We start from the raw sequence: 23,477 nt of genomic DNA, 5'->3' as shown, positions 1-23,477 counted from the left end.
TGCTGCTGACCCTGGCCGTACGCCGGCTGGCCCGGGCCCTGCGCGGCGAAGTGCTGGCCCTGCTGTTGCTGCTGACCCTGTGAGTACGGGCTCTGCTGATACTGAGCCGGCTGCTGCTGGCCCGTCTGCTGCTGCCCCTGCTGGTACTGAGCTGCCTGGTGCTGACCCTGCGGTTGGCCCTGCGGTTGGTCCTGAGGTTGGCCCTGCTGCGGGCCAGACTGGGTGACGGGAGCGTGCTGCTGCGGCGACGCCTGGCCCGGCTGCTGACCGAACTGCCCGCCCTGCGCGGGTGCCGGAGAACCACCCGGGGCGCCCGGCGGTCCCCACGACTGCTGAGACTGCTGCTGCCCCTGCTGCGGGGCCCATCCCTGTTGCTGGCCAGGCACAGGACCCTGCTGATGACTCTGCTGCTGAGCACCCTGGTGCGCCTGGTTGTAGTGGGTGTGCTCGCTCGGGTCGGACGCACCCGCCTCGCCGTCGAGGTCACCAAGGCCCAACGGATCGGCCGGGTCGACATCCGGCTCCGTCCCGAGTGGCGTCGGCTGGATCTCCCAGCGTGGGCCGTGGCTTCCGGGATTCGTGGGCGATCCGTCCGTCATTGGTTTCCTCCGAGACTTTGAGCCGGCGCGGGACCCCGCACCCTGCAGAGAACAGCTCATCCGCATGCATTGTTGCACCAGCAGCGTTGCCCGCATCCCGGCCACGCAAACCCCCTACGAGGCCCCGATGCATGGCATAGGCTCCGGCCATGTCCGAGCCCCTGACCCGCGGCGTACGCCTGGGCTATGCCACCGGCTCGGTCGCGACGGGCGCTTTCGGCACCGTCCCCGGCCTGATGCTGCTGCCGTTCCTGACCGACAACCTCGGCATCGGCGCCCTCTACGCCGGGATGATCGTGCTGCTGCCGAAGGCCTGGGACGTCATCCTCAACCCGATCGCCGGACGGATCAGCGACCGCACCGTCGATCCCCGCGGGCCACGACGCCCGTGGCTGCTGCGCGGCGGGCTCTCGTTGGCCGTGGCCTTCGCGCTGCTCTTCGCCGGCCCCTCCCTGGGGCCGGGTCTCGACGCGGCCTGGGTGCTGTTCTGGTTCCTGGCCTGCGCCACGGCATACGCCTTCTTCCAGGTCCCCTACGTCGCCATGCCGGCCGAGATCACCGACTCCTACGACGAGCGCACCCGGCTGATGTCGTGGCGGGTGGCGATCCTGGCCTTCACGATCATGCTGGCCGGCGCCTCGGCACCCGCGATCCGCGACGCGATCGGCGGACGCGACGGCTATCGGGTGATGGGCCTGATCATGGCCGTGCTGATCACCCTGGGCGTGATCGGCACCTACTTCGGCACCCGCTCCGCGCCGCACACCGAGGTCGCCCCGGGCACAGGCTCTCTCGGCGACCAGCTGCGGATCGTCAGCAGGGCAAGGGACTTCCGGCTGCTGCTGACCACCTTCGTGCTCCAGGCACTCGCCACCGGCTGCATGCTGGCCGGCGTCGACTACGTCGCCGGCGACGTGCTCGGCAAGCAGGGCACCGCGACCATCCTGTTCGTCTGCTTCGTCGGGCCGGCACTCCTGCTCACCCCGCTGTGGGCGCGGGTGGGGGTGCTGATCGGCAAGAAGAAGGGGTACGTCGCCTCCTCGCTCGTGCTGGCCGGTGGCGCCGCCCTGACCGTGATCGCCCGGGACGCCCCGAACTGGGCGGTCTTCGCCGCGGTCGGCCTGATCGGCGTCGGCTATGCCGGTGCCCAGGTCTTCCCGCTGGCGATGCTGCCGGACGCGGCGGCCGCCGACGCGGCCCGCACCGGCGAGAACCGGGTGGGCGTGTTCACCGGCGTGTGGACCGCGGGCGAGACCCTCGGTCTCGCGCTGGGTCCGGGCCTGTTCGCGCTGATGCTCACCCTCGGCGACTACCAGTCCTCGACCACCGGCGGCACCGACCAGCCGGAGTCCGCGGTCACCGCGATCGTCCTGGGCTTCTCGCTCGTGCCCGCGGCGATCGTGCTGGCCTCCCTGTGGTGGCTCTCCCGCTATTCGCTCACCTCGTCCCCCGACCCCGCCCCCGAAGCCGAGGACCTGCCCGCATGAACGACGTACTCGCCCGACTCCGCTCGCTGCAGGCAACCGACCTGCCCGTGCACGGGGGACGCACCCTGGCCTATGTCTATGACTCGGGGCTCACCGACGTCGACGAGGTCGCCCGCACCGCGGTGGCGGCGTACGCCGGCTCGAACGGCCTGGACCCCACCGCCTTCCCCTCACTGTTGACGATGGAGAACGAGCTGGTCGGTTTCGCCGCCAACCTGCTCGACGGCCCCGAGACGATGGTCGGCACCGTCAGCTCGGGCGGCACCGAGTCGGTGCTGCTGGCGGTGCAGGGCGCCCGCGACGCGCACCCCGAGGTCGCGAAGCCGAACATCGTCGTGCCCTCGACGATCCATGCCGCGTTCTTCAAGGCCGCGCACTACTTCGGTGTCGAGGCGCGCGTGGTCCCGGTCGGTCCCGACTTCCGTGCCGACGTGGCCGGCATGAGTGCTGCCATCGACTCCTCGACCGTCCTGGTGGCGGCCAGCGCACCGTCCTATGCGCACGGCGTGGTGGACCCGATCACCGAGATCGCCGCGGTCGCTGCGGCGCGCGGGGTGCGCTGCCACGTCGACGCCTGTATCGGCGGGTGGGTGCTGCCGTATGCCGCCCGCCTCGGCCGCTCCGTTCCGGCCTGGACGTTCGCGGTCGAGGGGGTCACCAGCATCTCGGTCGACCTGCACAAATATGGCTACACCCCCAAGGGCGTCTCCCTGCTCCTGCACCGGACCCCGGCGCTGCGTCGGCCGCAATATTTCGCGCACGCCGACTGGCCCGGCTACACGATGCTGAACTCGACGATGCAGTCGACCAAGTCCGGGGGCCCGCTGGCCGCTGCCTGGGCGGTGGTGTCCACGATCGGCGACGAGGGCTACTCCAAGCTGAGCGACGAGGTCTTCCAAGCGGTCGACGAGATCGTGGCCGGCATCGAGCAGATCCCGGAGCTCTCCGTGGTCGCACAGCCGGACTCCACCCTGATCGCACTGGGCACCAGCGAAGCCTGCGACCCGTTCACGATCTGCGACGAGATGGCCGCCGCCGGGTGGTTCGTCCAGCCACAGATGGCCTTCGGCGGCTCGCCCGCCACGATCCACCTGTCGGTCTCCGCGGCGACGCTGCCCCATGTTGAGGAGTTCCTTGCCGCGTTGGGCTCCGCCGTCTCGGCCGCCGTCGCTTCCGGCCCGGTCCGGGTGGACGCGGAGGTGGTCGCCTTCATCGAGTCGCTGGACCCGGATGCACTGAGCGACGACGACTTCGACGGCCTGCTGGCCGCCTCCGGCCTGGTCGGCGCCTCCGACGACGGCGAGCTGGAGCTGCCCACGAGGATGGCCGAGGTCAACGCGATGCTCGACGTGGCCTCGCCCCGGATGCGTGAGGCGCTGCTGATCGCGTTCCTGGACCGACTGCAACGCCCCACCCGCTGATCGCCACGGCGCTCGCGGGCAGGATCACTGGCGGGCAGGATCAGGCGAGCGACCAGTCGACGGGACCGGCGCCCTGGCCGGCCAGCAACTGGTTGACCCGGGAGAACGGCCTCGACCCGAAGAACCCGCGCGATGCCGACAGCGGCGACGGGTGCGCGGAGGCCACCCACGGCACGGATCCCAGCATCGGCTTGAGCGTCTGCGCGTGATTGCCCCACAGCACGGCCACCAGCGGTGAGTCACGGCGTACCAGCGCCTCGATCGCACATTCGGTCACCTGCTCCCACCCCCGGCCGCGGTGCGAGGCGGGCTCGCCGGGTCGCACGGTGAGGACACGGTTGAGCAGCATCACGCCCTGGTCGGCCCACGCGCTCAGGTCGCCGTGCGGCGCCCGGGGCAGGCCCAGGTCGGTCTCCAGCTCGGCATAGATGTTGGCCAGGCTGCGCGGGATCGGGCGTACGTCGGGTGCCACCGCGAAGCTGAGCCCGATCGGGTGCCCGGGGGTCGGGTAGGGATCCTGGCCGACGATGAGGACCTTGACGTCGGCCAGTGGCCGCTGGAACGCTCGCAGGACCGATTCACCATGTGGCAGATAGCCGCGCCCGGCGGCGATCTCCTCGCGAAGGAACACCCCCATCCGCTCGATCTGCTCATCGACCGGGGACAGCGCCTCGGCCCAGTCGGGGGCGACGATGCCCTTCTCCAGCAGTCCGGACAGCGCGCTCATGGCCCAGACCATAGCCACACTCCCGCGTCACTCCGGCAGCACAGTGGAATAAAGTTGAACCTTAAACTATTATGGTGACATGACTACGAAGATGCCGGCCCTCTACATCGGCCACGGTGCCCCGCCCTTGCTCGATGACCCGGTCTGGTCGGGCCAGCTCGCCGCATGGGCCAGGGACCTCCCCCGCCCCAAGGCGATCCTGATCGTCAGCGCCCACTGGGAATCGGCTCCGGTCAGCCTGACCGCTTCCGGCGCCCCGCTCGTCTATGACTTCGGCGGCTTCGCCCCGAAGTACTACAAGATGACCTACGAGACCCCCGACGCCTCGGCGCTCGCCAAGCGCGTGGCCGCGATGATGCCCCAGGGCGAGCCGGTGCACCAGCACCGCAGCCGCGGCCTGGACCACGGCGCCTGGGTGCCGCTGAAGATCATGTATCCCGACGCCGACATCCCGGTGCTGCAGATGTCGCTGCCGACCGAGGACCCATACAAGTTGCTCAAGCTCGGCGAGCGTCTGCGCCCGCTGCGCGACGAGGGCGTGATGATCATCGGCTCCGGCTTCCTCACCCACGGCCTGCCCTTCCTCAAGGACTGGTCGATCGAGGCCAAGGCGCCGGGCTGGTCCAAGGACTTCGACCTGTGGGCCGGCGAGGCGATGAACCGGGGCGACGTGGACGAGCTGGCGGCATACAAGTCGAAGGCGCCCGGCATGCCCTATGCTCACCCGACCGTGGAGCACTACATCCCGCTCTTCATCACCCTCGGTGCCGCGGACAAGGCCGACAAGCCGGGCGACCAGAAGATCGACGGCTACTGGATGGGTCTCTCGAAGAGGTCCTGGCAGGTCGCCTGACCCCTTCCGAGGGCTGCGACGCACGCTGCAAAGCCGGTTCGCGAACGCACCAGCGTTCGCGAACCGATCAGCGGATGCCGAGCTTGCGCATCACCCGCAGGCCGATGATCTGCTGCTTGACGTTGTCCTCGAACGGCACGCCCTCGGGGGCGCCCATCACCTGCTTCTTGAGGATGCCGACGTTCTGGCAGTCGGTGTACTTCAACAGGCCCTGGTCACCGTGACGAGCTCCGACGCCGGACTGCTTGACGCCCCCGGACGGAGTGCCCTTGGAGGCATAGGCCGTGGCCAGGATGTCGTTGATGTTCACGTTGCCGGACTGGATGCGGCGCCCGACCCGGATCGCGTTGTCGAGGTCACCGCCCCAGACCGAGGCGTTGAGGCCGTAGTCGGTGTCGTTGGCGAGCGCGACGGCCTCGTCCTCGGTCGAGAAGCGGTGCAGGGCGACGACCGGGCCGAAGGTCTCCCCCACGCCGGCGAGCATGTCCTTGGTGACGCCTTCGAGGATGGTCGGCGCGAAGAACGCCGGACCGGCCTCGGGCAGCTCACGGCCACCGGTGAGCACCTTGGCGCCCTTGGCGATCGCGTCCTCGACGTGGGAGGCGACCCGGTTCTTGTGGTCCACGGAGACCAGTGAGCCGACCTCCGGCTCGAAGTCGTAGGCCGCGCCGACCTTGAGCGCCTCTGCGGCCGCGACGAAGCGGTCGCGGAAGGTGTCATAGATCGAGTCGTGGATGTACATCCGCTCGATGTGCATGCAGATCTGGCCGGTGTTGCCGAAGGCACCGAAGATCGCGCCCTTGACCACGTCGTCGAGGTTGGCGTCGGGGAGGACGATCATCGGGTTCTTGCCGCCCAGCTCGAGGCAGCAGCCGATCAGGTTGCGCCCGGCGCGCTCGCCGATCACCCGGCCGGTGTTGGTGGAGCCGGTGAACATCACGTAGTTGGCGTTGTCGATCAGGGTCGGCCCGACGTCGGGTCCCTCACCGCAGACCACCTGGACCAGGCCCTTGGGCAGGCCGGCCTTCTCCATCAGCTCGATGCCGTAGAGCGGCGAGAGCGCAGTCTTGTTGTCCGGCTTGACCACGACCCCGTTGCCGGCGATCAGGGCCGGGATGGAGTCGGAGATGCCGGTGGCGAACGGGAAGTTCCACGGGGCGATGATCCCGACGACGCCCTTGGGCTGCCGGGTCTCGAGCGAGGACGACACCACCGGCACGGGGCCGGCGTGCTTCTTGTCGGCCAGGACCTTCGGTGCCCGCTTGATGTAGTAGCCGGCGACCATCGGGATGTCGAGGGTCTCCTCGAACGCCATCCGACGAGCCTTGCCGGACTCGACCTGGATCAGGTCGACGATCGTCTCGTTGTGCTTGAGCACCAGCGAGTGAAACTTCTTGAAGACCTTCAGCCGCTTCTTCAGCGGCCACTGGGCCCACTCCTGCTGCGCCTTGCGCGAGGTCTCGAAGGCACGCTCGATGTCCTCGGGGGTGGACTGCGGGAGCTCGACGAGGACCTCGCCGGTGTAGACCTCGGTCAGCTTCCAGGTGCCACCCGAGGTGGACGGGACCCGGGAGACGAGCCGGTTGAGGAACTCGTCGGTGACCGATGCGGGACGCTTGATGCTCATGCCAGCTCCTCCAGGATGATCTGTCCGGCCTTGTCGCCGATCATCATCGACGGGGCGTTGGTGTTGCCGCCGGAGATGCTCGGCATGATCGAGGCATCCGCGACCCGCAGGCCGTCGACGCCACGGACCTTGAGGTCTGGGCCGACGACGGCGCGCTCGTCCACGCCCATCCGGCAGGTGCCCACCGGGTGGTAGACCGTGGTGACGCGTCGCAGCGCCTCCTCGCGCAGCTTGTCCCCGGTGTAGGCCAGGCCGGGCTCGTACTCCTCCTGGACGTGCTTGGAGATCGCCGGGTTGGCCATGATCGAGCGGATCATCTCGACGCCCTCGAGCAGCACCTTGAGGTCATCGGGCTCGGAGAGCACGTTGGGGTCGATCAGGGGTGCAGCCAGCGGGTCGCTCGAGGCCAGGCGCAGCGTGCCGCGCGAGCGCGGGCGGATCAGCGTGGAGAAGACCGAGAGCGAGGGGCGTTTGTCCGGGCTGAGCCGCACCGACTCGTCCTGGAAGGGCGGGTAGGACCACGGGATCGCGAAGAGCTGCAGGTCCGGGGTGATCCCGTCGGAGAACGAGGTGTGGGCGAAACCGCCGGCCTCGAAGACCGAGTGCGCCATGAACGTGGCGCCGGGCTTGAGCCGGTCCTTGATGATGCCGGAGCCGAAGTGCAGCGCGTGGCTCTTGTGGGGCGAGTTGTCCACGGCGTACGTCATCGGGATGAAGAGGTGGTCGCTGAGGTTGTCGCCCACCGGGAGGTCCGCGCGCACCTTGATGCCGAGCTTCTGCAGGTCGTCCGCGTGGCCGACGCCCGAGAGCATCAGGATCTGCGGCGAGCCGAAGGCACCTGCGGAGAGGACCACCTCGCGGCCGGCGCGGATCAGTCGGTGCTGGCCCTTGTCGTCGATCACCTCGACGCCGATCGCGCGGCCGTCCTCGATCACCACTCGCGAGACCGTGCCGTGCATCTGGATCTCGAGGGTCGGGTTCTTGCGCGCCACCAGGTAGGCGTAGGACGACGAGTAGCGGATGCCGCCGGTGGTGTTCTCCTGGATGGTGTGCATGCCGACCTGCTCGGCACCGTTGTAGTCCTCGTTGACGCCGATGCCGAGTTCGGACGCGCCGGCCTCGATGAACGTCTTCGAGGCGTCGCAGATGTGCGGGTTCTCCAAGACCTTGACCGGGCCACCCTTGCCGCGATATTCGCTGTCGGGGCCCTGCCAGTCCTCCATCCGCTTGTAGGTCTTCAGGACGTCGTCATAGCCCCAGCCCTTGTTGCCCTCGGCCTCCCACGAGTCGAAGTTCTCCTTGTTGCCGCGGACATAGATCATCCCGTTGACCGAGCCCGAGCCGCCCATCACGCGACCACGGGGCGCGCTGAGCCGGCGTCCCCCGGCGTGCTCCTGCGGCTGGTGGCGGTAGCCCCAGTCGAACTTCTTCTTCAGCTTCGGCTCGCTGTGAATCATCGTGATCATGCCGGGACGGCGGAACATGATCGAGGAGTCCTTGCCACCGGCCTCGATCAGGATCACCGAGTGGCCGGCCTCCGCCAGTCGCCCGGCCACGGCACAGCCTGCCGAGCCCGCACCGACAACTACATAGTCGGCTTCACTGGAGTAGGGCTTCTTCGCCATGTGCGTCTACCTCGTCTGATCGGGCTCGGGTTGTCGTCGTGTGGCGCGGCCCACACGAAGAGCACTGTAACAAGTTCTAGTTTGGTCCGGAAGAGGAAACCGACCGTCGGTATGTGGTGATCGTTTACGACCGTCTCGCAGGGCATCACCAGCCCGATGACCGTCCGAACCAGTCCATCGAGGACTCCACGGATCTGCGCAAGTGACACACTGAGCGGGTGAAGTTCCTCTCCATCCAGTCATCGGTCGCCTATGGCCACGTCGGCAACTCCGCCGCCGTCTTCCCGCTCCAGCGACTCGGCCACGAGGTGTGGCCGGTGTTCACCGTCCACTTCTCCAATCACACCGGGTATGGCGCTTGGCGCGGGCCGTTGCTGGCTGCCAGCGACGTGCGCGACGTGATCACCGGCATCGCCGAACGCGGCGTCCTGGACCAGGTCGACGTGGTCCTCTCCGGCTATCAGGGCGGCGACGAGATCGGCGACGTGATCCTTGACGCGGTCGCCAAGGTCAAAGCCGCCAACCCCAACGCGATCTATGCCTGCGACCCGGTGATGGGCAACGCCAAGAGCGGTTGCTTCGTGCACCCCGCCATCCCGGACCTGCTCCGTGACCGGGTGGTCCCCAAGGCCGACCTGATCACCCCGAACCAGTTCGAGCTCGGCTTCCTCACCGGCACCGAGCCGCGCACCCTCGACGAGACCCTGGCCTCTGCTGACCTGGCCCGCGCGATGGGTCCGCGCACGATCCTGGTCACCAGCGTCGAGCAGCCCGACGCCCCGGCGGACACGATCGAGATGCTCGCCGTGACCGACGACGGCGCCTGGCTGGTGCAGACGCCGCGCCTGCCGCTCAAGGCGAACGGGTCCGGCGACCTGACCGCGGCCCTGTTCACCGCCCGATTGCTCTCCAGCGGCGACCCCGCGCAGGCGTTGAGTGAGACGGCGGCGTCCGTGCTCGGCGTACTCCAGAGGACGATCGACTCCGGTGAGCGCGAGCTGCAGATCGTCCTCGGACAGGACGCGATCGCGCATCCGTCGGCGGAGTTCGTCGCCCGCAAGGTCCGCTGAGCCCCAGCTCTGGACAGCCCAGTCTCGGCTCCATCGACGACCGATCAAAAAAGCGTGGAGCCGGTGACAGGAGTCGAACCCGCGACATCCTCATTACAAGTGAGGCGCTCTACCAACTGAGCTACACCGGCGCGCCATCAAGGACGGCGGACTCATGTTAGTGGTCGGGCGCTTCACAGCCGAAACACCCTCGCGCCACACTGGTGCCATGGACCTCCTGGACCAGCCCCACCACGACGGATCGACGACGTACGTCGGCAACCCGACGCCTGCGCCCGGCGACCTGGTCACCGTGCGCGCCCGCACCGGCGCGCACGACCCGGTCGTGAAGGCATGGGTGCGCACGACCACGGACGCCGAGCCGATCTTCCTGGAGTGCACGCGCACCGAAGGCAGCGATACCGGTGATGGTGCGACCTGGTGGCAGACCCAGGTCCCGATGCACAACCCGACGATGAACTATCGCTTCCTGCTGCTCGGCGAGGACGGCTCGCAGCGCTGGCTGACCGGCGCGGGCACGTTCGAGCACGACGTACCGGACGCGTTCGACTTCACCCTCACCTGGCACGAACCAGCACCCGAGTGGTCCCGCGCCGGGGTCGTCTACCAGATCTTCCCCGACCGCTTCGCCAGGTCGACCCAGACCGAGGAGCGCGAGACCCCGGGCTGGGCGACGCCGGCGGCGTGGGACGACGAGGTCGTCTTCGAGGGCTCCGACCCACGCACGCCCCTGCAGTTCTTCGGCGGTGACCTCGACGGCATCACCGAGCACCTCGACCACATCGAGCGAGTCGGCGCGGACATCGTCTACACGACACCGGTCTTCCCGGGTGAGTCCAACCACCGCTACAACGCCTCCACCTTCGAGGGTGTCGACCCGCTGCTGGGCGGCGACGAGGCCTACGCGCGGCTCGCGCACGCGGTCCACGAACGCGGCTGGCACATCCTCGGCGACCTGACCACCAACCACACCGGCGACACCCACGAGTGGTTCCAGCGATCGGCCGCCGACCCCGATGACCCGCACCGGGACTGGTACTTCTTCAATCCGGACGGCAGCTATGCCACCTGGATGGGCCACCACACCCTGCCCAAGCTCAACCACGCCAACGAGGGGTTGCGCGCCGCCTTCACCGACGGCCCGGACTCGGTGGTGGGCCGGTGGCTGCAACAGCCGTTCTCCCTGGACGGTTGGCGGATCGACGTCGCCAACATGACCGGACGCCTCGGCGCCCAGGACATCAACCACGAGGTCGCCCGTCGGGTGCGGCGTACGGTGGCCGACCTCAACCCCGAGGGCCTGGTCCTCGGCGAGCACAACCACGACGCCACCGGTGACGTGCCGGGCGACGGCTGGCACGGGATCATGAACTACTCCGGCTTCTCGTGGCCGGTCTGGGAGTGGCTGCGCGCCGACGACTCGGCCGCCCGCAGCTTCGGCACGCCGGTCCCGATCGCGCAGCGCACCGGCCCGCAGGTGGTGGCCAGCATGCGTCAGTGGCTCGGCAGTTATGGCTGGCGCACGTTCTGCTCGTCGTGGAACATCCTCGGCTCCCACGACAGCGCCCGGATCCGCACCATCGCCGGATCCGCCGAGCGGCATCGGGTCGCTGCGGCGTTGCAGTTCACCCTGCCCGGCGTGCCGATGATCTTCGCCGGGGACGAGATCGGCCTGGAGGGCGTGCTCGGTGAGGACTCCCGCCGGCCGATGCCGTGGTCCGAGGCGGCCGACTGGGACACCGTGACCCTCGACTTCTATGGCGCCCTGGCCGCGCTGCGCCGCGAGCACCCGGCACTGCGCGACGGCAGTCTGCGCTGGGCGCACGTGTCGGACGACGCGTTGGCCTTCGTCCGCGAGCACCCCTCGGGTGACGTCCTGGTGGCCGTACGCCGGGGCGCGGGGCCGGCGTACCGGCTCGGCGTCGATGTGCGTGAGGTGCTGCTCGCCGACGGACACCCGACCCCATCACCGGGGCCGTTGCAGGTCCCGGCCGGCGACGGGCCGGGTGTGCTGGTGCTCAGCCTGGCCTGAGTCGTGCGGCCCACAGCGTGAGCGAGAGCGACGATCGACTCAGGGCGTGATGGTCGGCGACGGGGCCGGGGACTCCTCGTCGGCGCCCTCGTCCTCGGGTTCCTCGGGCGGCGCCTGGTAGTCGAGCTCGGTCCACTCCCCCACCTCGAAGCCACCGTTGGTCTGCAACGTGACCACCTGGATCCCCACCGGACGCTCGTCGCGATAGGTGATCAGGCTGATGTCGGCAGCACGGCGCAGCTTGCTGCCCACCGCCACGGCGTACGCCGCGCCACCACTCGTGCCGTTGCGGAACCGGTAGCCAACCTCGCCGTTGCTGCCCTCGAACGGCGTCGGTCCCGACACCACGTGCACGTGCCCGGCGACCACCAGGTCGGTGCAGCCCCGCGCCAGCGCCTGGTCGGCCATGTTCATGTCGTGGACCAGCAGGGTGTTGACCCGCTCGTCGCCGTCGCAGATCTCATCGGCGATGATGGTGGAGAGCTCCTCGACAGAGAGTCCCTTCTGGTCGCGCCAGTTGCCCAACCCGCTCGAGCGGGGGTCGTCCCACGAGGCCAGGTTGCCGATCGGGCCCGCGTCGATCACCCCGTTGGTGGCCGTGGTCCAACCCCGGTCGGCCAGGTATTGGCCGACGAAGCCACCGTGGTCGTGGTTGCCCTGCACCGAATAGCGCGCATAGTCGTCCTCGTCGAAGGCCTCGTTGAGGGAGTCGAGGGAGAAGGCCTCCCAGCTGGAACCGGTCGAGGTGTCGTCACCGGCGTCCAGGATCACCGAGGCACCGGCCCTGTCGCCGATCGCGCGGGCGACCGGATCCATCCCGATGTTGTCGTGCCGGTCCGAGACCAGCACCGCGACGGTCTCGTCCTCGGCGGGCTCACGCAGCTCGAGCTCGTCGACGTTGTCCTTCGCCTCGGCATAGAAGGTGCTGCTCTTGTCATAGGTGTCGATCGCGCTGAGCACCAGGCGTCGGGTGCCGGAGGCAGCGAGCGTTCCCTGGATCTCGATGTCGCGGGCCTCGGACGGGATCACCACGCCCGGCAGGTAGTCCGGCAGGCTCATCCACTCGGACCGGTCGACCACGACGGCGTCGTCGCCGAGCCACGACTTCTGGGTGAGTACGACGACCAGTCCGCTCGCCACGACCACTGCGACTCCGGCTCGGCCCACCCGCGTCAACCGCGTGGTCCCGAAGAGCTGGCGCCTGCGGGTCTTGCCGATCAGCAGCCACACGCCGATCGGCACGATCGCGACCACGCCCCCGCGCAGCGCGGACTCGAGGGCCATCGCGACCAGGGCATCGGTGACGATCTTGATCTGGGCGTCCGGCTGGCTGGCGATGAACGCATAACGCTCGACCGCCTCCTCGATGGTCCCGGCCTCGGTCTTGCCCAGGACGATGTCGACGCCGAGCGGAGCCCGCGCCTCACGTCGTACGTTCGGGAGGAAGGGGCCGGTGCGGATCGTGACGTGGTTGCCGAGCGCGGGACTGACCATCGCGTCGTGGCTGGCCACGGTGACCGACTTCTCCGCGTTGAGGAAGAGCCCGAAGGAGACCGGAACCGCCATCGCCAGCCAGGCAAGGAAATAGACACCGACGCGGAGTGCGGTCTTCTTCTTCTCCGTCATCGCGCCAACCTTGTCATGCTGGGTGCATGGGCGACTCAGGCGCCCGCGCGGGCCTGCGCGATCGCATAGAGCGCAACCGAGGCTGCCACTCCGGCGTTGAGGGACTCGAGGTTGTTGGCCATCGGGATCGAAACCAGCTGGTCGCAGGTCTCGGCGACGAGTCGGCCCAGGCCCTTGCCCTCGGATCCGACCACGACCACGAGCGGACCGGTGGCCAGGTCGAGGTCGGGCAGGCCCACCTCGCCCTCGGCCGCGAGGCCGACGACCATGCAGCCCGCGGCCTGGTAGGCCTTGAGCTGGCGGACCAGGTTGACGGTCTGCGCGACGGGGAGGCGCACGGCAGCGCCTGCCGAGGTCTTCCACGCGGATGCGGTCATCCCTGCGGCGCGACGCTCGGGGATCAGCACGCCGTGCGCGCCGAAGCCCGAGGCGGAGCGGACCACGGCACCGAGGTTGCGCGGGTCGGTGATCGAGTCGAGCGCGACGATCAGCACCGGCTCGGAGTTCGCGGCCGCGGCGTCCATGAAGTCATCGGGGTGGGCATATTCGTAGGCCGGGATCCGGGCGGCCAGGCCCTGGTGGACGGCGCCGCCGGTGAGCCGGTCGAGCTCGACCCGGGAGACCTCCATCAGCGGAATGCTGGCGTCGGCAGCGAGCGCGAACGCCTCGCGGAGCCGACCGTCGCGCTCGGTGCCCTCGACGACATAGATCGCGGTCGCGGGCATCTCGCCGCGCAGTGCCTCCACGACGGAGTTGCGCCCGGCGATCCACTCGGCCTCGCTGCCCTTGTTCACCCGACGCTTGGGGCGGGCCGCGGCGGACTTGTCGACCTTGTTGCGCTGCTTGTAGACCTTGTGGTTGGGCCGTTCGGTCGCCTTCGGGGTCGGGCCCTTGCCCTCGAGCCCGCGCTTGACGCGACCGCCGGAGCCGGCTGTCGGGTTGCCCTTCCCGGTCTTCTTGATCGCGCCCTTGCGCTGTGAGTTGCCGGCCATCAGTTGTTTCCCTCTCCCAGAGACCACTTCGGACCACTCGGGGTGTCCTCGATCTCGATTCCAGCCGCCTTGATCCGATCCCGGATCGCGTCGGCTGCTGCATAGTCCTTGTCGGCGCGTGCCTGGTTGCGCTGCTCGAGCAGCCCGGTCACCAGTACGTCGATCGCCTGTTCGTGGCGGGAGGCGTCGCTCCCGCCGGTGCTGCTGAAGTCGTCGGGGTGCAGGCCGAGCACGTCGAGCATGGCCAGCACCTGCGCCAGGTTGGCGCCGAGTCGTGCGGTGTCATCGAGCACCTTGTTGCCCTCGCGCACGGTGTTGTGCAGCACGGCGACCGCTGCCGGCGTGCCCAGGTCCTCGTCCATCGCCGCGGCGAAGTCGGGCGGCACCGTGGCGGCGAGGCCGCTGGCGGCGACCCGCTCCGGCATCTCGCCGAGCGCCTTCCTCGCGCGCTCGACGTACGCCATGATCCGGCGGAAGCCGACCGCTGCCTCCTCCAGCGCCGCGAAGCTGAACTCGACGTTGGAGCGGTAGTGCGCTGCGACCATGTAGAAGCGCAGCTCGGCCGCGGACACCCGCTCGAGCACGTTGGGCACCAGCAGCGAGTTGCCCAGCGACTTGCTCATCTTCTCGCCTGCGGTGGTGATCCAGGCGTTGTGCATCCAGTACGCCGCGAAGTCGCGGCCGGCGGCACGCGCCTGGGCCTGCTCGTTCTCGTGGTGCGGGAAGCGGAGGTCGAGCCCGCCGCCATGGATGTCGAAGGCGGGACCGAGATATTTGCCGGCCATGGCCGAGCACTCGATGTGCCAGCCCGGGCGTCCGCGTCCCCACGGCGAGGGCCAGGCGGCGGTGTCGGGCTCGCCGGCCTTCTGGCCCTTCCAGAGGGCGAAGTCGCGCGGGTCGCGCTTGCCGCGCGGATCGGCGTCCGCAGCGGCCTCCATGTCGTCCAGCTTCTGGCCGGAGAGCTCGCCGTAGGCGGCCCAGGAACGGACGTCGAAATAGACGTCGCCCGATCCGTCGCCGGCCGGATAGGCGTGGCCCCGCTCGATCAGCTCGGTGATCAGCTCGACCATCTCGGGGATGTGACCGGTCGCGGCCGGCTCATAGGTCGGCGCGGCGACGTTGAGCGCGTCGTAGGCGGCCGTGAGCTCGCGGGACATGTCGTAGGCGAGGTTGTACCAGGGCCGGTCCTGCTCGGCGGACTTGATCAGGATCTTGTCGTCGATGTCGGTGATGTTGCGGATGAACGTCACCTCGAAACCGGTCGCCCGCAGCCAGCGCTGGAGGACGTCGAAGTTCACCCCGGACCGGATGTGACCGACGTGCGGCTCCGACTGCACCGTGAGGCCACAGACATAGAGGCTGGCCTTCCCCTCCTCAAGGGGCGTGAAGTCGCGCACTTCACGGGTCGCGGTGTCATAGATCCTCAAGGTCACGCCCGCAATCCTAGTGGCGGGCGAGCGCTGGACCGATTTCGCGCGGGGTCAGGCGCCGTAGCCCCCGTCGACGTCCAGCTTCTGCCCCGAGATGAACCCGGCAGCCCCCGAGGCCAGGAAGCAGACCGCCTCGGCGATGTCTCGAGCGGTGCCGAACGTCCGCAGCGGGATGTTGCCGCGGGTGATCTCCAGGGCTTCGGGACTCAGGTCGCCGGAGTCGATCAGCCGCTCGGCCATCCCCTCACTGAGCATGCCGGGGCCGACTGCGTTGACCCGCACCCCGAATCGGCCCTCCTCGGCAGCGAGCCCGCGGACCAGAGCCTCGACCGCGCCCTTGGGTCCGGCGGAGAGCCCGTCGCGGACCGGGTAGCGGGTCGTGGCCGCGGTGGTGACCGCGACGATCGAGCCACGGCTGGCGCGCAGGTGGGCCAGCGCGGGGTGGACGACGTTGAAGAAGCCGGAGGCGTCGGCCTGCAGCTGCTCGGCCATCTGCGTCGGCGTCACCCGGGACAGGTGCACCATCGGCACGTGCGGTCCGGCGGCGTGGACCAGGGTGTGCACCCCGTCGAACTGGGCGGCCACCTCGTCCAGCACCCGCGAGCAGGCCTCGGGGTCGGAGACGTCGAGGCGGTGGGCCGCGGAGCGCGCACCGAGGGCTTCGACGGCCGCCGCGGTCGCCATACCGCCGTCGGCATTGCCGCGATAGGTGACTGCGACGTTGCTGCCACGTTCGGCGAGGAGCGTGGCGATGGCCGCGCCGATGCCGCCGCTACCGCCGACGACGAGGGCGACGCCCTGTGTGGGAAAGGTCATTTCGCGTTGAATCCGATCTCGTGCCAGCCGGTCGCGCCATCGGGTACGACGTCGGCGCGGGCCCCAGTCTGCACCGTGCCGTCGGCGCCGATCGCCCGGACCCGCACATCGTGGTCGCCCTCGGCGACGTCGACCTCGGCGCGCCACTGCACCCAGGTGTCCTTGTTCGGCACGCCACCGAGGCGGACGTCCTGCCAGTCGCCGCCGTCGAGGGAGATCTGTACGCCGTCGATGCCGGTGTGCTGCGACCAGGCATGGCCGCCGATGACCACCGACCCCGCCTCGACGTCCTTGCCGTTGTGGGGCACGTCGATCCGGGAGGCGATCTTGACCGGCCCGCGCTCCGACCAGCCCTTGCCGGTCCAGTAGGCCTCAATCTCGTCGAACCGGGTGACCTCGAGATCGATCACCCACTTGCAGGCCGAGACATAGCCGTAGAGGCCCGGCACGATCGTGCGTACCGGGAAGCCGTGATCGATCGGCAGCGGGTCGCCGTTCATCGCGACCGCCAACATCGCGTGGCGTGCAGGGTCGGTGAGCGCGTCCAACGGGGTGCCGCAGGTCCAGCCGTCGTGCGATGTCTGCAGGACCGCGTCGGCGTCCGGGTGGCAGCCGGCGCGCTCGAGCAGGTCGGCCAGCAGCACGCCGCTCCACCAGGCGTTGCCGATCAGGTTGCCGCCGACCTGGTTCGAGACGCAGTTCAGCGTGATCCAGCGCTCGGTGAGCTGGGCCTCGATCAGGTCCTGATAGCTCAGCACCATCTCGCGCTCGACCATCCCGTGGATGCGTATCGACCAGGAGTCGGGCTGGATCGCGGGCACGATCACGGCGGTGTGGATCTGGTAGAACTCGTCGTTCGGTGTCTGCCACGTGGGCATGCCCGGAACCTGCACCGACACGTTGTCGGGCCGGCTCGGCAGGGTGACCGGCAGGCGCAGCAGCTGGCGGGCCTTCTCGACCTCGCGGCGCTTGCCGCCGACGAACGAGCCGAGGTAGCCGATCCCCACGGTGAGCACGCCGATGATCACCGACTTGTGCACGAAGCCGCGGCGGGTGTGCCAGTCGGAGGGGGTCTCGGATGACTGCTGGCTGCGGTCCTCGAGGAGCAGGGCGTCGGTGAGGAACGAGAGCACCACCACCCAGGTCACCACCCCGGCGGCCACGGGCACCACGTCGCGCGCTGTCGCGTCGTGACGGGTCAGCACCGCGCCGAGGGCCATCAGACCCATCGCCGCGAAGACCAGGACCGGCGCCCACCAGTTGCGGCGTGCCAGCTGGCCGGCGGTGACGGACAGGATCATCATCACCGTGAAGATGCCGATCACCAGGATCGGCTTGTCGTTGGTGCCGAGATTGTCGATCGCGCCCGCGATCAGCGTGCCGGGGACGACCTCGATGATCGTCTCGGCGACCGACACGATCGGCGAGGACCTCAAGGTCAGGACCATGGCTGCGGCATGGCTGACCGCCAGGCCGGCGAGCCCGGCGATGATCCCGGCTCCGGCCCACGCTGCGCGAGGTGTGCTCATTGCTCCATCGTGTCAGGCATGATCACGTGGTGACTTCTTCTCCCCTCGCAGGCATCCCCCGAATCGGCATCGGCACCGACGTGCACCGCTTCGCGGTCGGGCGTCCGATGATGCTTGCCGGGCTGGCCTGGCCGGACGAGCCCGCCGGTCTCGAGGGGCACTCGGACGCGGACGTAGCCGCGCACGCCGCCTGTGATGCCCTGCTGTCCGCGGCCGGGCTCGGTGACCTCGGCACCAACTTCGGCACCGCCGAGCCGCAGTGGTCCGGCGCCTCGGGCACCGCCCTGCTCGGCGAGACCTGCCACAGGGTGCTGGCCGCGGGGTTCGTCATCGGCAACGTCGCGATCCAGGTGATCGGCAATCGACCGCGGCTCGGCTCACGCCGTGGCGAGGCCGAGGCCGTGCTGGCCGGGGTCGTAGGGGCGCCGGTGTCCCTGTCCGCCACCACCACCGACGGACTGGGGCTGACCGGACGCAGCGAGGGCGTGGCTGCGATCGCGACAGCGATCGTCTGGGCCCGCGAGGCCTGACTCTTTTCCGCCGAACCTGCAGTTGTTGCGCGTCGAACCTGCACTTGTTGTGGCGCGAACCTGCAGTTCTTGCGGCTTGAGCCTGCAGTTGTTGCGGGCGTCCCAGACTCAAGGGCTGACTTCTCGGGTGTCAACAACTGACGGCTCGACGTTGATAACTGACCGCTCGGTCGTCAACAACTGCCTGCTCGGCGAACAACAACTGCAGGTTCGGACATCAACAACTGACGGTTCGACGCGCAACAACTGCCGGTTCGCGACACAAGACATGCAGGTTCGCGGCGGCCAGATAGCGGCGGGCGACCAGTTCCGCGACCAGCGGGTCCGGGCCGATCACACCGGAGACCAGGCGTGCGCCGGCCTCACCCGCGCGGATCAGGGTCTGCTTGTGGAAGTGACCTGTGGCCAGGAGGTATGGCGCCACCGCCACTGGGCCATCCTGCCTCGCCTCGGCGATCACCTCCTCCAACCCCGACCCGGGGCCGGTCAGCGTCGCCAGCCGTACCGGGGCGTCCCAGCGCCGGTCGAGCAGGTGGGCAGCCTCAGTCAGGTCCGCCATCGCGGCCGGGTCGTTGGACCCAGCGGCACTGAGCACCACCGGCTCACCAGGTCGAGCACCGGCGCCGAGCAGACGACGTACCAGCACCTCCGCGAGCAGCGGGTGCGGCCCGAGCGGACCCGCCAGCACCACCGGATGCGGTGCGCGCGCCAACGAGGCCGGCAGGTCGTGGCGGGCATGGTGGCCGGTGGAGAGCAGCAGCGGTACGACGATCGCCGGGCCCGGTTCCTCGGCCAGTACGTCGGCGAGCAGCGGCCGGCAGAGCTCGACGTACGACGTGTGGGCGGGCACCCCGAGCCGCCGACCGGCCAGACCGGTGACGGCACGAGCAACCCGGTTGCCCACCGCGACCCGCGTGCCGTGGGCGACCGTCACCAGCCGCGGACGGTTCATCCCACGGCCAATCGATAGCCGCGCTTGACCACGGTCTGCACCACCGTCGTGCCCAGCGCCGCACGCAGTCGGGCGACGGCCATCTCGACGGCATGTTCGGAGGAGGCCTGACCGGTGGGAAGCGCGGCGAGCAGCTCGCGACGCGGGACCACGTGGCCCGGGTTGACCACCAGGGCGCTGAGGACGGCCAGCGGTGCCGGCGAGAGATGCACCGCGACACCGTCGAGCAGCACCACGTCCCCGTGCAGAAGCAGCGCATGTCCGGCGACCTCGATCGCCAGGCCGTCCCGGCGCAACGGGAGCTCGGACTCGAGCTGCTTGATCATCGCCGCCGTGCGTGAGCGCTCGGGCGAGATGGTCGGCACGCCCCACATCTCAAAGGCTGCTGCGGTGACCGGGCCGACGCAGGAGGCAACCACATCGGCCTGGAAGGCGGCCACGACGTCGTCGCGCCGACCCACGACCGCGGCGATGTCCATCAGCGCGGCCACGGCGGGCGCGGAGGTGAAGGTGACCGCGTCGAGCTTGTGGTCCGCGATCAGCTCGACCATCCGGAACAGCGGCGCGGGGTCGGCTGCGCCCTCGATCCGATAGACCGTCACCACGTCCACCTCGGCCCCTTGCCGACGCAGCGCGTGCGCGACGTTGGAGAGCGACTGGCCGTGCTCCTGGACCACGATCCGCAAGCCGGCCAGGTCCCTGCCACGCAGGTGGGCGAGCACGTCCTCGAAGCACTCCGACTCCGGCGCCCACAGCTCGCGCAGCCCGGCGCGACGCAGGGCGCCGACCGACTTGGGGCCACGGGCCAGGATCTCGGCGCCGGCAAGGTGCTCGAGCAGCTCGACACCCAGGTCCCACTCCTCCGCAGCCCCGAACCAGGCCTTGATGCCCACCCCGGTGGTCGCGATGAACATGTCGACCGGGCGGGCCAGCACGTCGAGGGTGGCGCTGCGCAGCTGATCGGCGTCGATCGTCCCGATGTCGCCCGACAGCGCGGGCGCCCACTCGACCTGTCCCCCGCGCCGCTCGATGAGCGCACACTGCTCGGCAGCCTTCCGCGCCGCGGTGACTCCGATCCGGAACCCGTCGAGTGGCAGCGGGGTCATGCCGAGTCCTCCAGCGAAAGCCTCGGTCCGACCTGGACCACACCGTCCACGATCCGCACCTCGTAGGACGGCACCGAAACCTGCTCGTCGTCGAGGCACTGGCCGGTGCGCAGGTCGAAGGCGTGCTTGTGCATGGGCGAGGCCACGAACGGCACGTCGCCCCGGGTCCCGACGATCCCACGCGAGAGGACGCTCGCCTTGGCGAACGGGTCGTAGTTTCCCAGTGCGAACACCTCGTCGTCGTGGGTCCGGAAGATCGCGACCGCCTGGCCGTGCACCAACGCCGTCACTCCCCTCTCCACCTCGAGTGCGGTGAATGGACAGATCTTCTCCCAATCCTCCATCACTTCACTCCTGCCGTCGAAGGCGCGCCGACCGGGATCGTCGTACCCAGGCTGACCGGTCCACCTGCCATCGCCGGAACCATCGGACCGCGCTCGGTGTCGGCGAAGCTGATGTTGGGGTCCGGGACGCCGGGGGCATTGACGAACGAGACGAAGCGGGACAGCTTCTCCTCGTCCTCGATGGTCGCCTTCCACTCGTCGAAGTAGGTCTCGACGTGGCGGGCCATCTCCGCCTCGAGCTCGGCCCCCAGGCCCAGGGCGTCGTCGACGACGATCTCGCGGACCCGGTCCAGGCCACCGTCGATGGTGCCCAGCCAGGTGGAGGTGCGCTGGAGCCGGTCGGCGGTGCGGATGTAGTACATCAGGAACCGGTCGAGATAGCGGACCAGATCCTCGCCGGAGACGTCGGAGACGAGCAGTTGCGCGTGCGCCGGGATGGCACCGCCGTTGCCGCAGACATAGAGGTTCCAGCCCTTCTCGGTGGCGATCACCCCGAAGTCCTTGCCCCGTGCCTCCGCACACTCGCGGGCACACCCGGAGACGCCGCCCTTGAGCTTGTGCGGGCTGCGCAGGCCGCGATAGCGCAGCTCCAGGTCGATCGCCATCTGGACCGAGTCCTGTACGCCGTAGCGGCACCAGGTCGATCCCACGCAGGACTTCACCGTCCGCAGCGACTTGCCATAGGCGTGGCCGGACTCGAAGCCGGCGTCGACCAGGCGCTTCCAGATCTTCGGCAGCTCCTCCATCCGGGCACCGAAGAGGTCGATCCGCTGACCGCCGGTGATCTTGGTGTAGAGGTTGAAGTCGCGGGCCACCTCACCGATCACGATCAGCTTGTCCGGGGTGATCTCGCCGCCGGGGATGCGCGGCACCACCGAATAGGTGCCGTTGCGCTGGATGTTGGCCAGGTAGGCGTCGTTGGTGTCCTGCAGGTTCGCAGTCGTCGGGTCGAGCACGTGCCCGTTGAACTGGCTGGCCAGGATGCTGGCGACCGCGGGCTTGCAGATGTCGCATCCGCGGCCACGTCCGTGAGCGGTGACGATATCGTCGAAGCGCTGGAAGCCGTGGATCGCGATGACGTCGAAGAGCTCCTGGCGGGTCAGGTCGAAGTGCTCGCAGATGCCCTTGTTCACCACGGCGCCGGAGGCCTCGAGGCGTTCGGCGAGCAGGTTCTTCACGATCGGCACGCACGAGCCGCACACGGTGCCGGCCTTGGTGCAGGACTTCACGCAGGGCAGGTCGGCGCAGCCCTTGTCGTCGATGGTCGCGCAGATCGAGCCCTTGGTGATGTTGTTGCACGAGCAGACGACGGCCTCGTCGGGCATGCCGATCTTGGCGGCACCGCCACCGGCGCGGGCTGCGGGCAGGATCAGCTCCTCCGGGTTCTCCGGGAGCGTCATCCCCGAGGAGACCATCGGGCGCAGGATCCCGTATGCCGATGCGTCCCCGACCAGGACGCCGCCGAGGAGCACGAAACCACCCTCGGGCTCGTCCCGCTCGAGGACGACGAGCTTCTTGTAGACGCCGCCCACTGCGTCGGCGAAGACCAGCTCGAGGGCACCCGGGGTGGTCGCGAACGCGTCCCCGAACGAGGCCACGTCGACGCCGAGCAGCTTCAGCTTGGTGGACATGTCCGCACCCTCGAAGGCCGCCGCACTCCCGGCGCTGACCAGGTGGTCGGCCACGATCTCGGCCATCTGGTAGCCGGGGGCCACCAGGCCGTACATCTTCCCGGCCGGCGCCGCGCACTCGCCGATCGCGTAGATCGCCGGATCGCTGGTCTGGAGTCGCTCGTTGACCAGGACGCCGCCGCGCTCGGCGACCTCGATGCCGCAGTCGCGGGCGAGCTGGTCGCGGGGCCGAATGCCGGCGGAGAAGATCACCAGGTCGACGTCGAGCGGGGTGTCGTTGTCCTTGAACTTGAGGCCGCTGACCTTGCCGCCGGTCCCGTCGGAGTCGTCGCCGACGATCCGCTCGGTCAGCACCGAGGTGTGTACGCCGAGCCCGAGGTTCTCGATGTGCCGCTTGAGCGTGGCGCCACCGGCATCGTCGACCTGCACCGCCATCAGGCGAGGTGCCATCTCGACGACGTGGGCCTCGATCCCCAGCTGGTGCAGGGCATTGGCGGCTTCCAGGCCGAGCAGGCCACCACCGATGACGACACCCGCCTTGGCGCTCTTCGCTGCCTCGCGGATCGCCTCGAGGTCCTCGATCGTGCGATAGACGAAGACGTTGTCGAGGTCCTTGCCGGGCACCGGCGGCACGAAGGGCGCCGCCCCGGTGGCCATCACGGCGACGTCGAAGCCGATCACCTCGCCGGTGCCGAGGCTGACGGTGCGGGCGTCACGATCGATCGCGGTGACCGCGGTGTCGAGGACCAGCCGCACCCGCGGGTCGTCGTACTCGCCCTCGGGGAGGAAGGAGAGCTGCTCGGCGCCGACCTCGAAGAAGCTGGTCAGCGCGACCCGGTCGTACGCCGCCCGCGGCTCCTCGCCGACCACCACGATGTCGAAGCGTTCGGTGACGCCACGCTCGACGGAGGCCTGGACGAAGCGGTGACCGACCATGCCGTTCCCGATCACGACGAGGGTCTTGCGTGTGCTCATTGCGAGGTCCTTCCCATTCAGCCTTGCGCTGTGGAAAGAAACCTATGAGCCCCGTGTTGTCTCCCCGTTTCTGTTTGTTTCGGGGAGGAAAACCCTTGCTCACCA

General features: G+C 69.3%; 19 protein-coding genes and 1 tRNA gene. 7 read left to right on the top strand and 13 right to left on the bottom strand.

Going from position 1 to position 23,477, the window contains the following annotated elements; all coding sequences use genetic code 11:
* The first annotated feature begins 158 nt into the window (after positions 1–158).
* From BJ980_RS14665 to BJ980_RS14655, 3 genes are all read left to right on the top strand, one after another.
* On the top strand, positions 159–620 hold the full coding sequence (locus BJ980_RS14665) for a hypothetical protein (protein WP_179502977.1): 462 nt from the start codon (positions 159–161) through the stop codon (positions 618–620).
* A 128-nt stretch (positions 621–748) separates the two neighbouring features.
* Complete coding sequence (locus BJ980_RS14660) at positions 749–2,086, top strand: MFS transporter (RefSeq protein WP_179502976.1); 1,338 nt, start codon at positions 749–751, stop codon at positions 2,084–2,086.
* On the top strand, positions 2,083–3,507 hold the full coding sequence (locus tag BJ980_RS14655) for a pyridoxal phosphate-dependent decarboxylase family protein (RefSeq protein ID WP_179502975.1): 1,425 nt from the start codon (positions 2,083–2,085) through the stop codon (positions 3,505–3,507). Before BJ980_RS14660 ends, BJ980_RS14655 begins: the two co-directional genes overlap by 4 nt.
* A gap of 40 nt (positions 3,508–3,547) precedes the next feature.
* On the opposite strand, the gene BJ980_RS14650 is transcribed toward BJ980_RS14655, so the two are convergent.
* Positions 3,548–4,234 (bottom strand): uracil-DNA glycosylase, encoded by a 687-nt coding sequence (locus BJ980_RS14650; protein ID WP_179502974.1) that lies wholly within the window; start codon positions 4,232–4,234, stop codon positions 3,548–3,550.
* Between the two features lie 79 nt (positions 4,235–4,313).
* On the opposite strand from BJ980_RS14650, the gene BJ980_RS14645 reads away from it, so the two are divergent.
* Entirely contained in the window at positions 4,314–5,087 is a 774-nt protein-coding gene (locus BJ980_RS14645; RefSeq protein ID WP_179502973.1) for a dioxygenase family protein, read from the top strand.
* 67 nt (positions 5,088–5,154) lie between these two features.
* Here BJ980_RS14645 and BJ980_RS14640 read toward each other — a convergent pair whose 3' ends face one another.
* Together BJ980_RS14640 and BJ980_RS14635 are read right to left on the bottom strand one after the other, a co-directional pair.
* Positions 5,155–6,714 (bottom strand): succinic semialdehyde dehydrogenase, encoded by a 1,560-nt coding sequence (locus BJ980_RS14640; protein ID WP_179502972.1) that lies wholly within the window; start codon positions 6,712–6,714, stop codon positions 5,155–5,157.
* Positions 6,711–8,339, bottom strand: a complete 1,629-nt coding sequence (locus tag BJ980_RS14635) for a GMC family oxidoreductase (protein ID WP_179502971.1) — start codon at positions 8,337–8,339, stop codon at positions 6,711–6,713. Before BJ980_RS14635 ends, BJ980_RS14640 begins: the two co-directional genes overlap by 4 nt.
* 218 nt (positions 8,340–8,557) lie before the next feature.
* On the opposite strand from BJ980_RS14635, the gene pdxY reads away from it, so the two are divergent.
* Positions 8,558–9,409 carry a pyridoxal kinase PdxY gene (gene pdxY, locus BJ980_RS14630; protein ID WP_179502970.1) on the top strand — a complete coding sequence of 284 codons (852 nt, stop codon included), beginning with the start codon at positions 8,558–8,560 and terminating at the stop codon, positions 9,407–9,409.
* Positions 9,410–9,464: 55 nt separating this feature from the next.
* Here the strand turns inward: pdxY and BJ980_RS14625 are convergent.
* Positions 9,465–9,540: transfer RNA gene (locus tag BJ980_RS14625), tRNA-Thr, on the bottom strand.
* Between the two features lie 77 nt (positions 9,541–9,617).
* On the opposite strand from BJ980_RS14625, the gene BJ980_RS14620 reads away from it, so the two are divergent.
* Positions 9,618–11,441 carry an alpha-amylase family glycosyl hydrolase gene (locus BJ980_RS14620; protein ID WP_179502969.1) on the top strand — a complete coding sequence of 608 codons (1,824 nt, stop codon included), beginning with the start codon at positions 9,618–9,620 and terminating at the stop codon, positions 11,439–11,441.
* Between the two features lie 39 nt (positions 11,442–11,480).
* Here the strand turns inward: BJ980_RS14620 and BJ980_RS14615 are convergent, their stop codons facing one another.
* From BJ980_RS14615 to BJ980_RS14595, 5 genes are read right to left on the bottom strand one after another with little or no spacing between them, the layout of a single operon-like run.
* Complete coding sequence (locus BJ980_RS14615; RefSeq protein ID WP_179502968.1) at positions 11,481–13,067, bottom strand: metallophosphoesterase; 1,587 nt, start codon at positions 13,065–13,067, stop codon at positions 11,481–11,483.
* Positions 13,068–13,102: 35 nt separating this feature from the next.
* Positions 13,103–14,059, bottom strand: a complete 957-nt coding sequence (gene rlmB, locus BJ980_RS14610) for a 23S rRNA (guanosine(2251)-2'-O)-methyltransferase RlmB (protein ID WP_179502967.1) — start codon at positions 14,057–14,059, stop codon at positions 13,103–13,105.
* A complete protein-coding gene (cysS, locus tag BJ980_RS14605) occupies positions 14,059–15,492 on the bottom strand; it encodes a cysteine--tRNA ligase (RefSeq protein WP_179502966.1) in 1,434 nt (477 codons plus the stop codon). Before cysS ends, rlmB begins: the two co-directional genes overlap by 1 nt.
* A gap of 48 nt (positions 15,493–15,540) precedes the next feature.
* Positions 15,541–16,305, bottom strand: coding sequence for an SDR family NAD(P)-dependent oxidoreductase (locus BJ980_RS14600; protein WP_179502965.1), 765 nt, complete (start codon positions 16,303–16,305; stop codon positions 15,541–15,543).
* Entirely contained in the window at positions 16,302–17,834 is a 1,533-nt protein-coding gene (locus BJ980_RS14595) for a molybdopterin-dependent oxidoreductase (protein WP_179502964.1), read from the bottom strand. Before BJ980_RS14595 ends, BJ980_RS14600 begins: the two co-directional genes overlap by 4 nt.
* 29 nt (positions 17,835–17,863) lie before the next feature.
* Between BJ980_RS14595 and ispF the strand changes: the two genes are divergently transcribed.
* Positions 17,864–18,364 carry a 2-C-methyl-D-erythritol 2,4-cyclodiphosphate synthase gene (gene ispF, locus BJ980_RS14590; RefSeq protein WP_425490329.1) on the top strand — a complete coding sequence of 167 codons (501 nt, stop codon included), beginning with the start codon at positions 17,864–17,866 and terminating at the stop codon, positions 18,362–18,364.
* 217 nt (positions 18,365–18,581) lie between these two features.
* On the opposite strand, the gene BJ980_RS14585 is transcribed toward ispF, so the two are convergent.
* From BJ980_RS14585 to nirB, 4 genes are read right to left on the bottom strand one after another with little or no spacing between them, the layout of a single operon-like run.
* Positions 18,582–19,316 carry a sirohydrochlorin chelatase gene (locus BJ980_RS14585; protein WP_179502963.1) on the bottom strand — a complete coding sequence of 245 codons (735 nt, stop codon included), beginning with the start codon at positions 19,314–19,316 and terminating at the stop codon, positions 18,582–18,584.
* The gene (locus BJ980_RS14580; RefSeq protein ID WP_179502962.1) at positions 19,313–20,422 is read right to left on the bottom strand and encodes a uroporphyrinogen-III synthase; all 1,110 of its coding nucleotides are present in this window, start codon (positions 20,420–20,422) and stop codon (positions 19,313–19,315) included. Before BJ980_RS14580 ends, BJ980_RS14585 begins: the two co-directional genes overlap by 4 nt.
* Positions 20,419–20,766: a nitrite reductase small subunit NirD gene (gene nirD / locus BJ980_RS14575; protein ID WP_179502961.1), complete on the bottom strand. Its 348-nt coding sequence runs from the start codon at positions 20,764–20,766 to the stop codon at positions 20,419–20,421. The genes BJ980_RS14580 and nirD overlap by 4 nt, the downstream gene beginning before the upstream one ends.
* Positions 20,766–23,372, bottom strand: a complete 2,607-nt coding sequence (nirB, locus tag BJ980_RS14570; RefSeq protein WP_179502960.1) for a nitrite reductase large subunit NirB — start codon at positions 23,370–23,372, stop codon at positions 20,766–20,768. The genes nirD and nirB overlap by 1 nt, the downstream gene beginning before the upstream one ends.
* Positions 23,373–23,477: the final 105 nt, after the last annotated feature.

The sequence above is a fragment of the Nocardioides daedukensis genome (assembly GCF_013408415.1).
GTDB classification, from domain to species: domain Bacteria; phylum Actinomycetota; class Actinomycetes; order Propionibacteriales; family Nocardioidaceae; genus Nocardioides; species Nocardioides daedukensis.
Note: the sequence above shows the minus strand (reverse complement) of the source record. Positions and strands in the feature narration are given on the sequence as shown.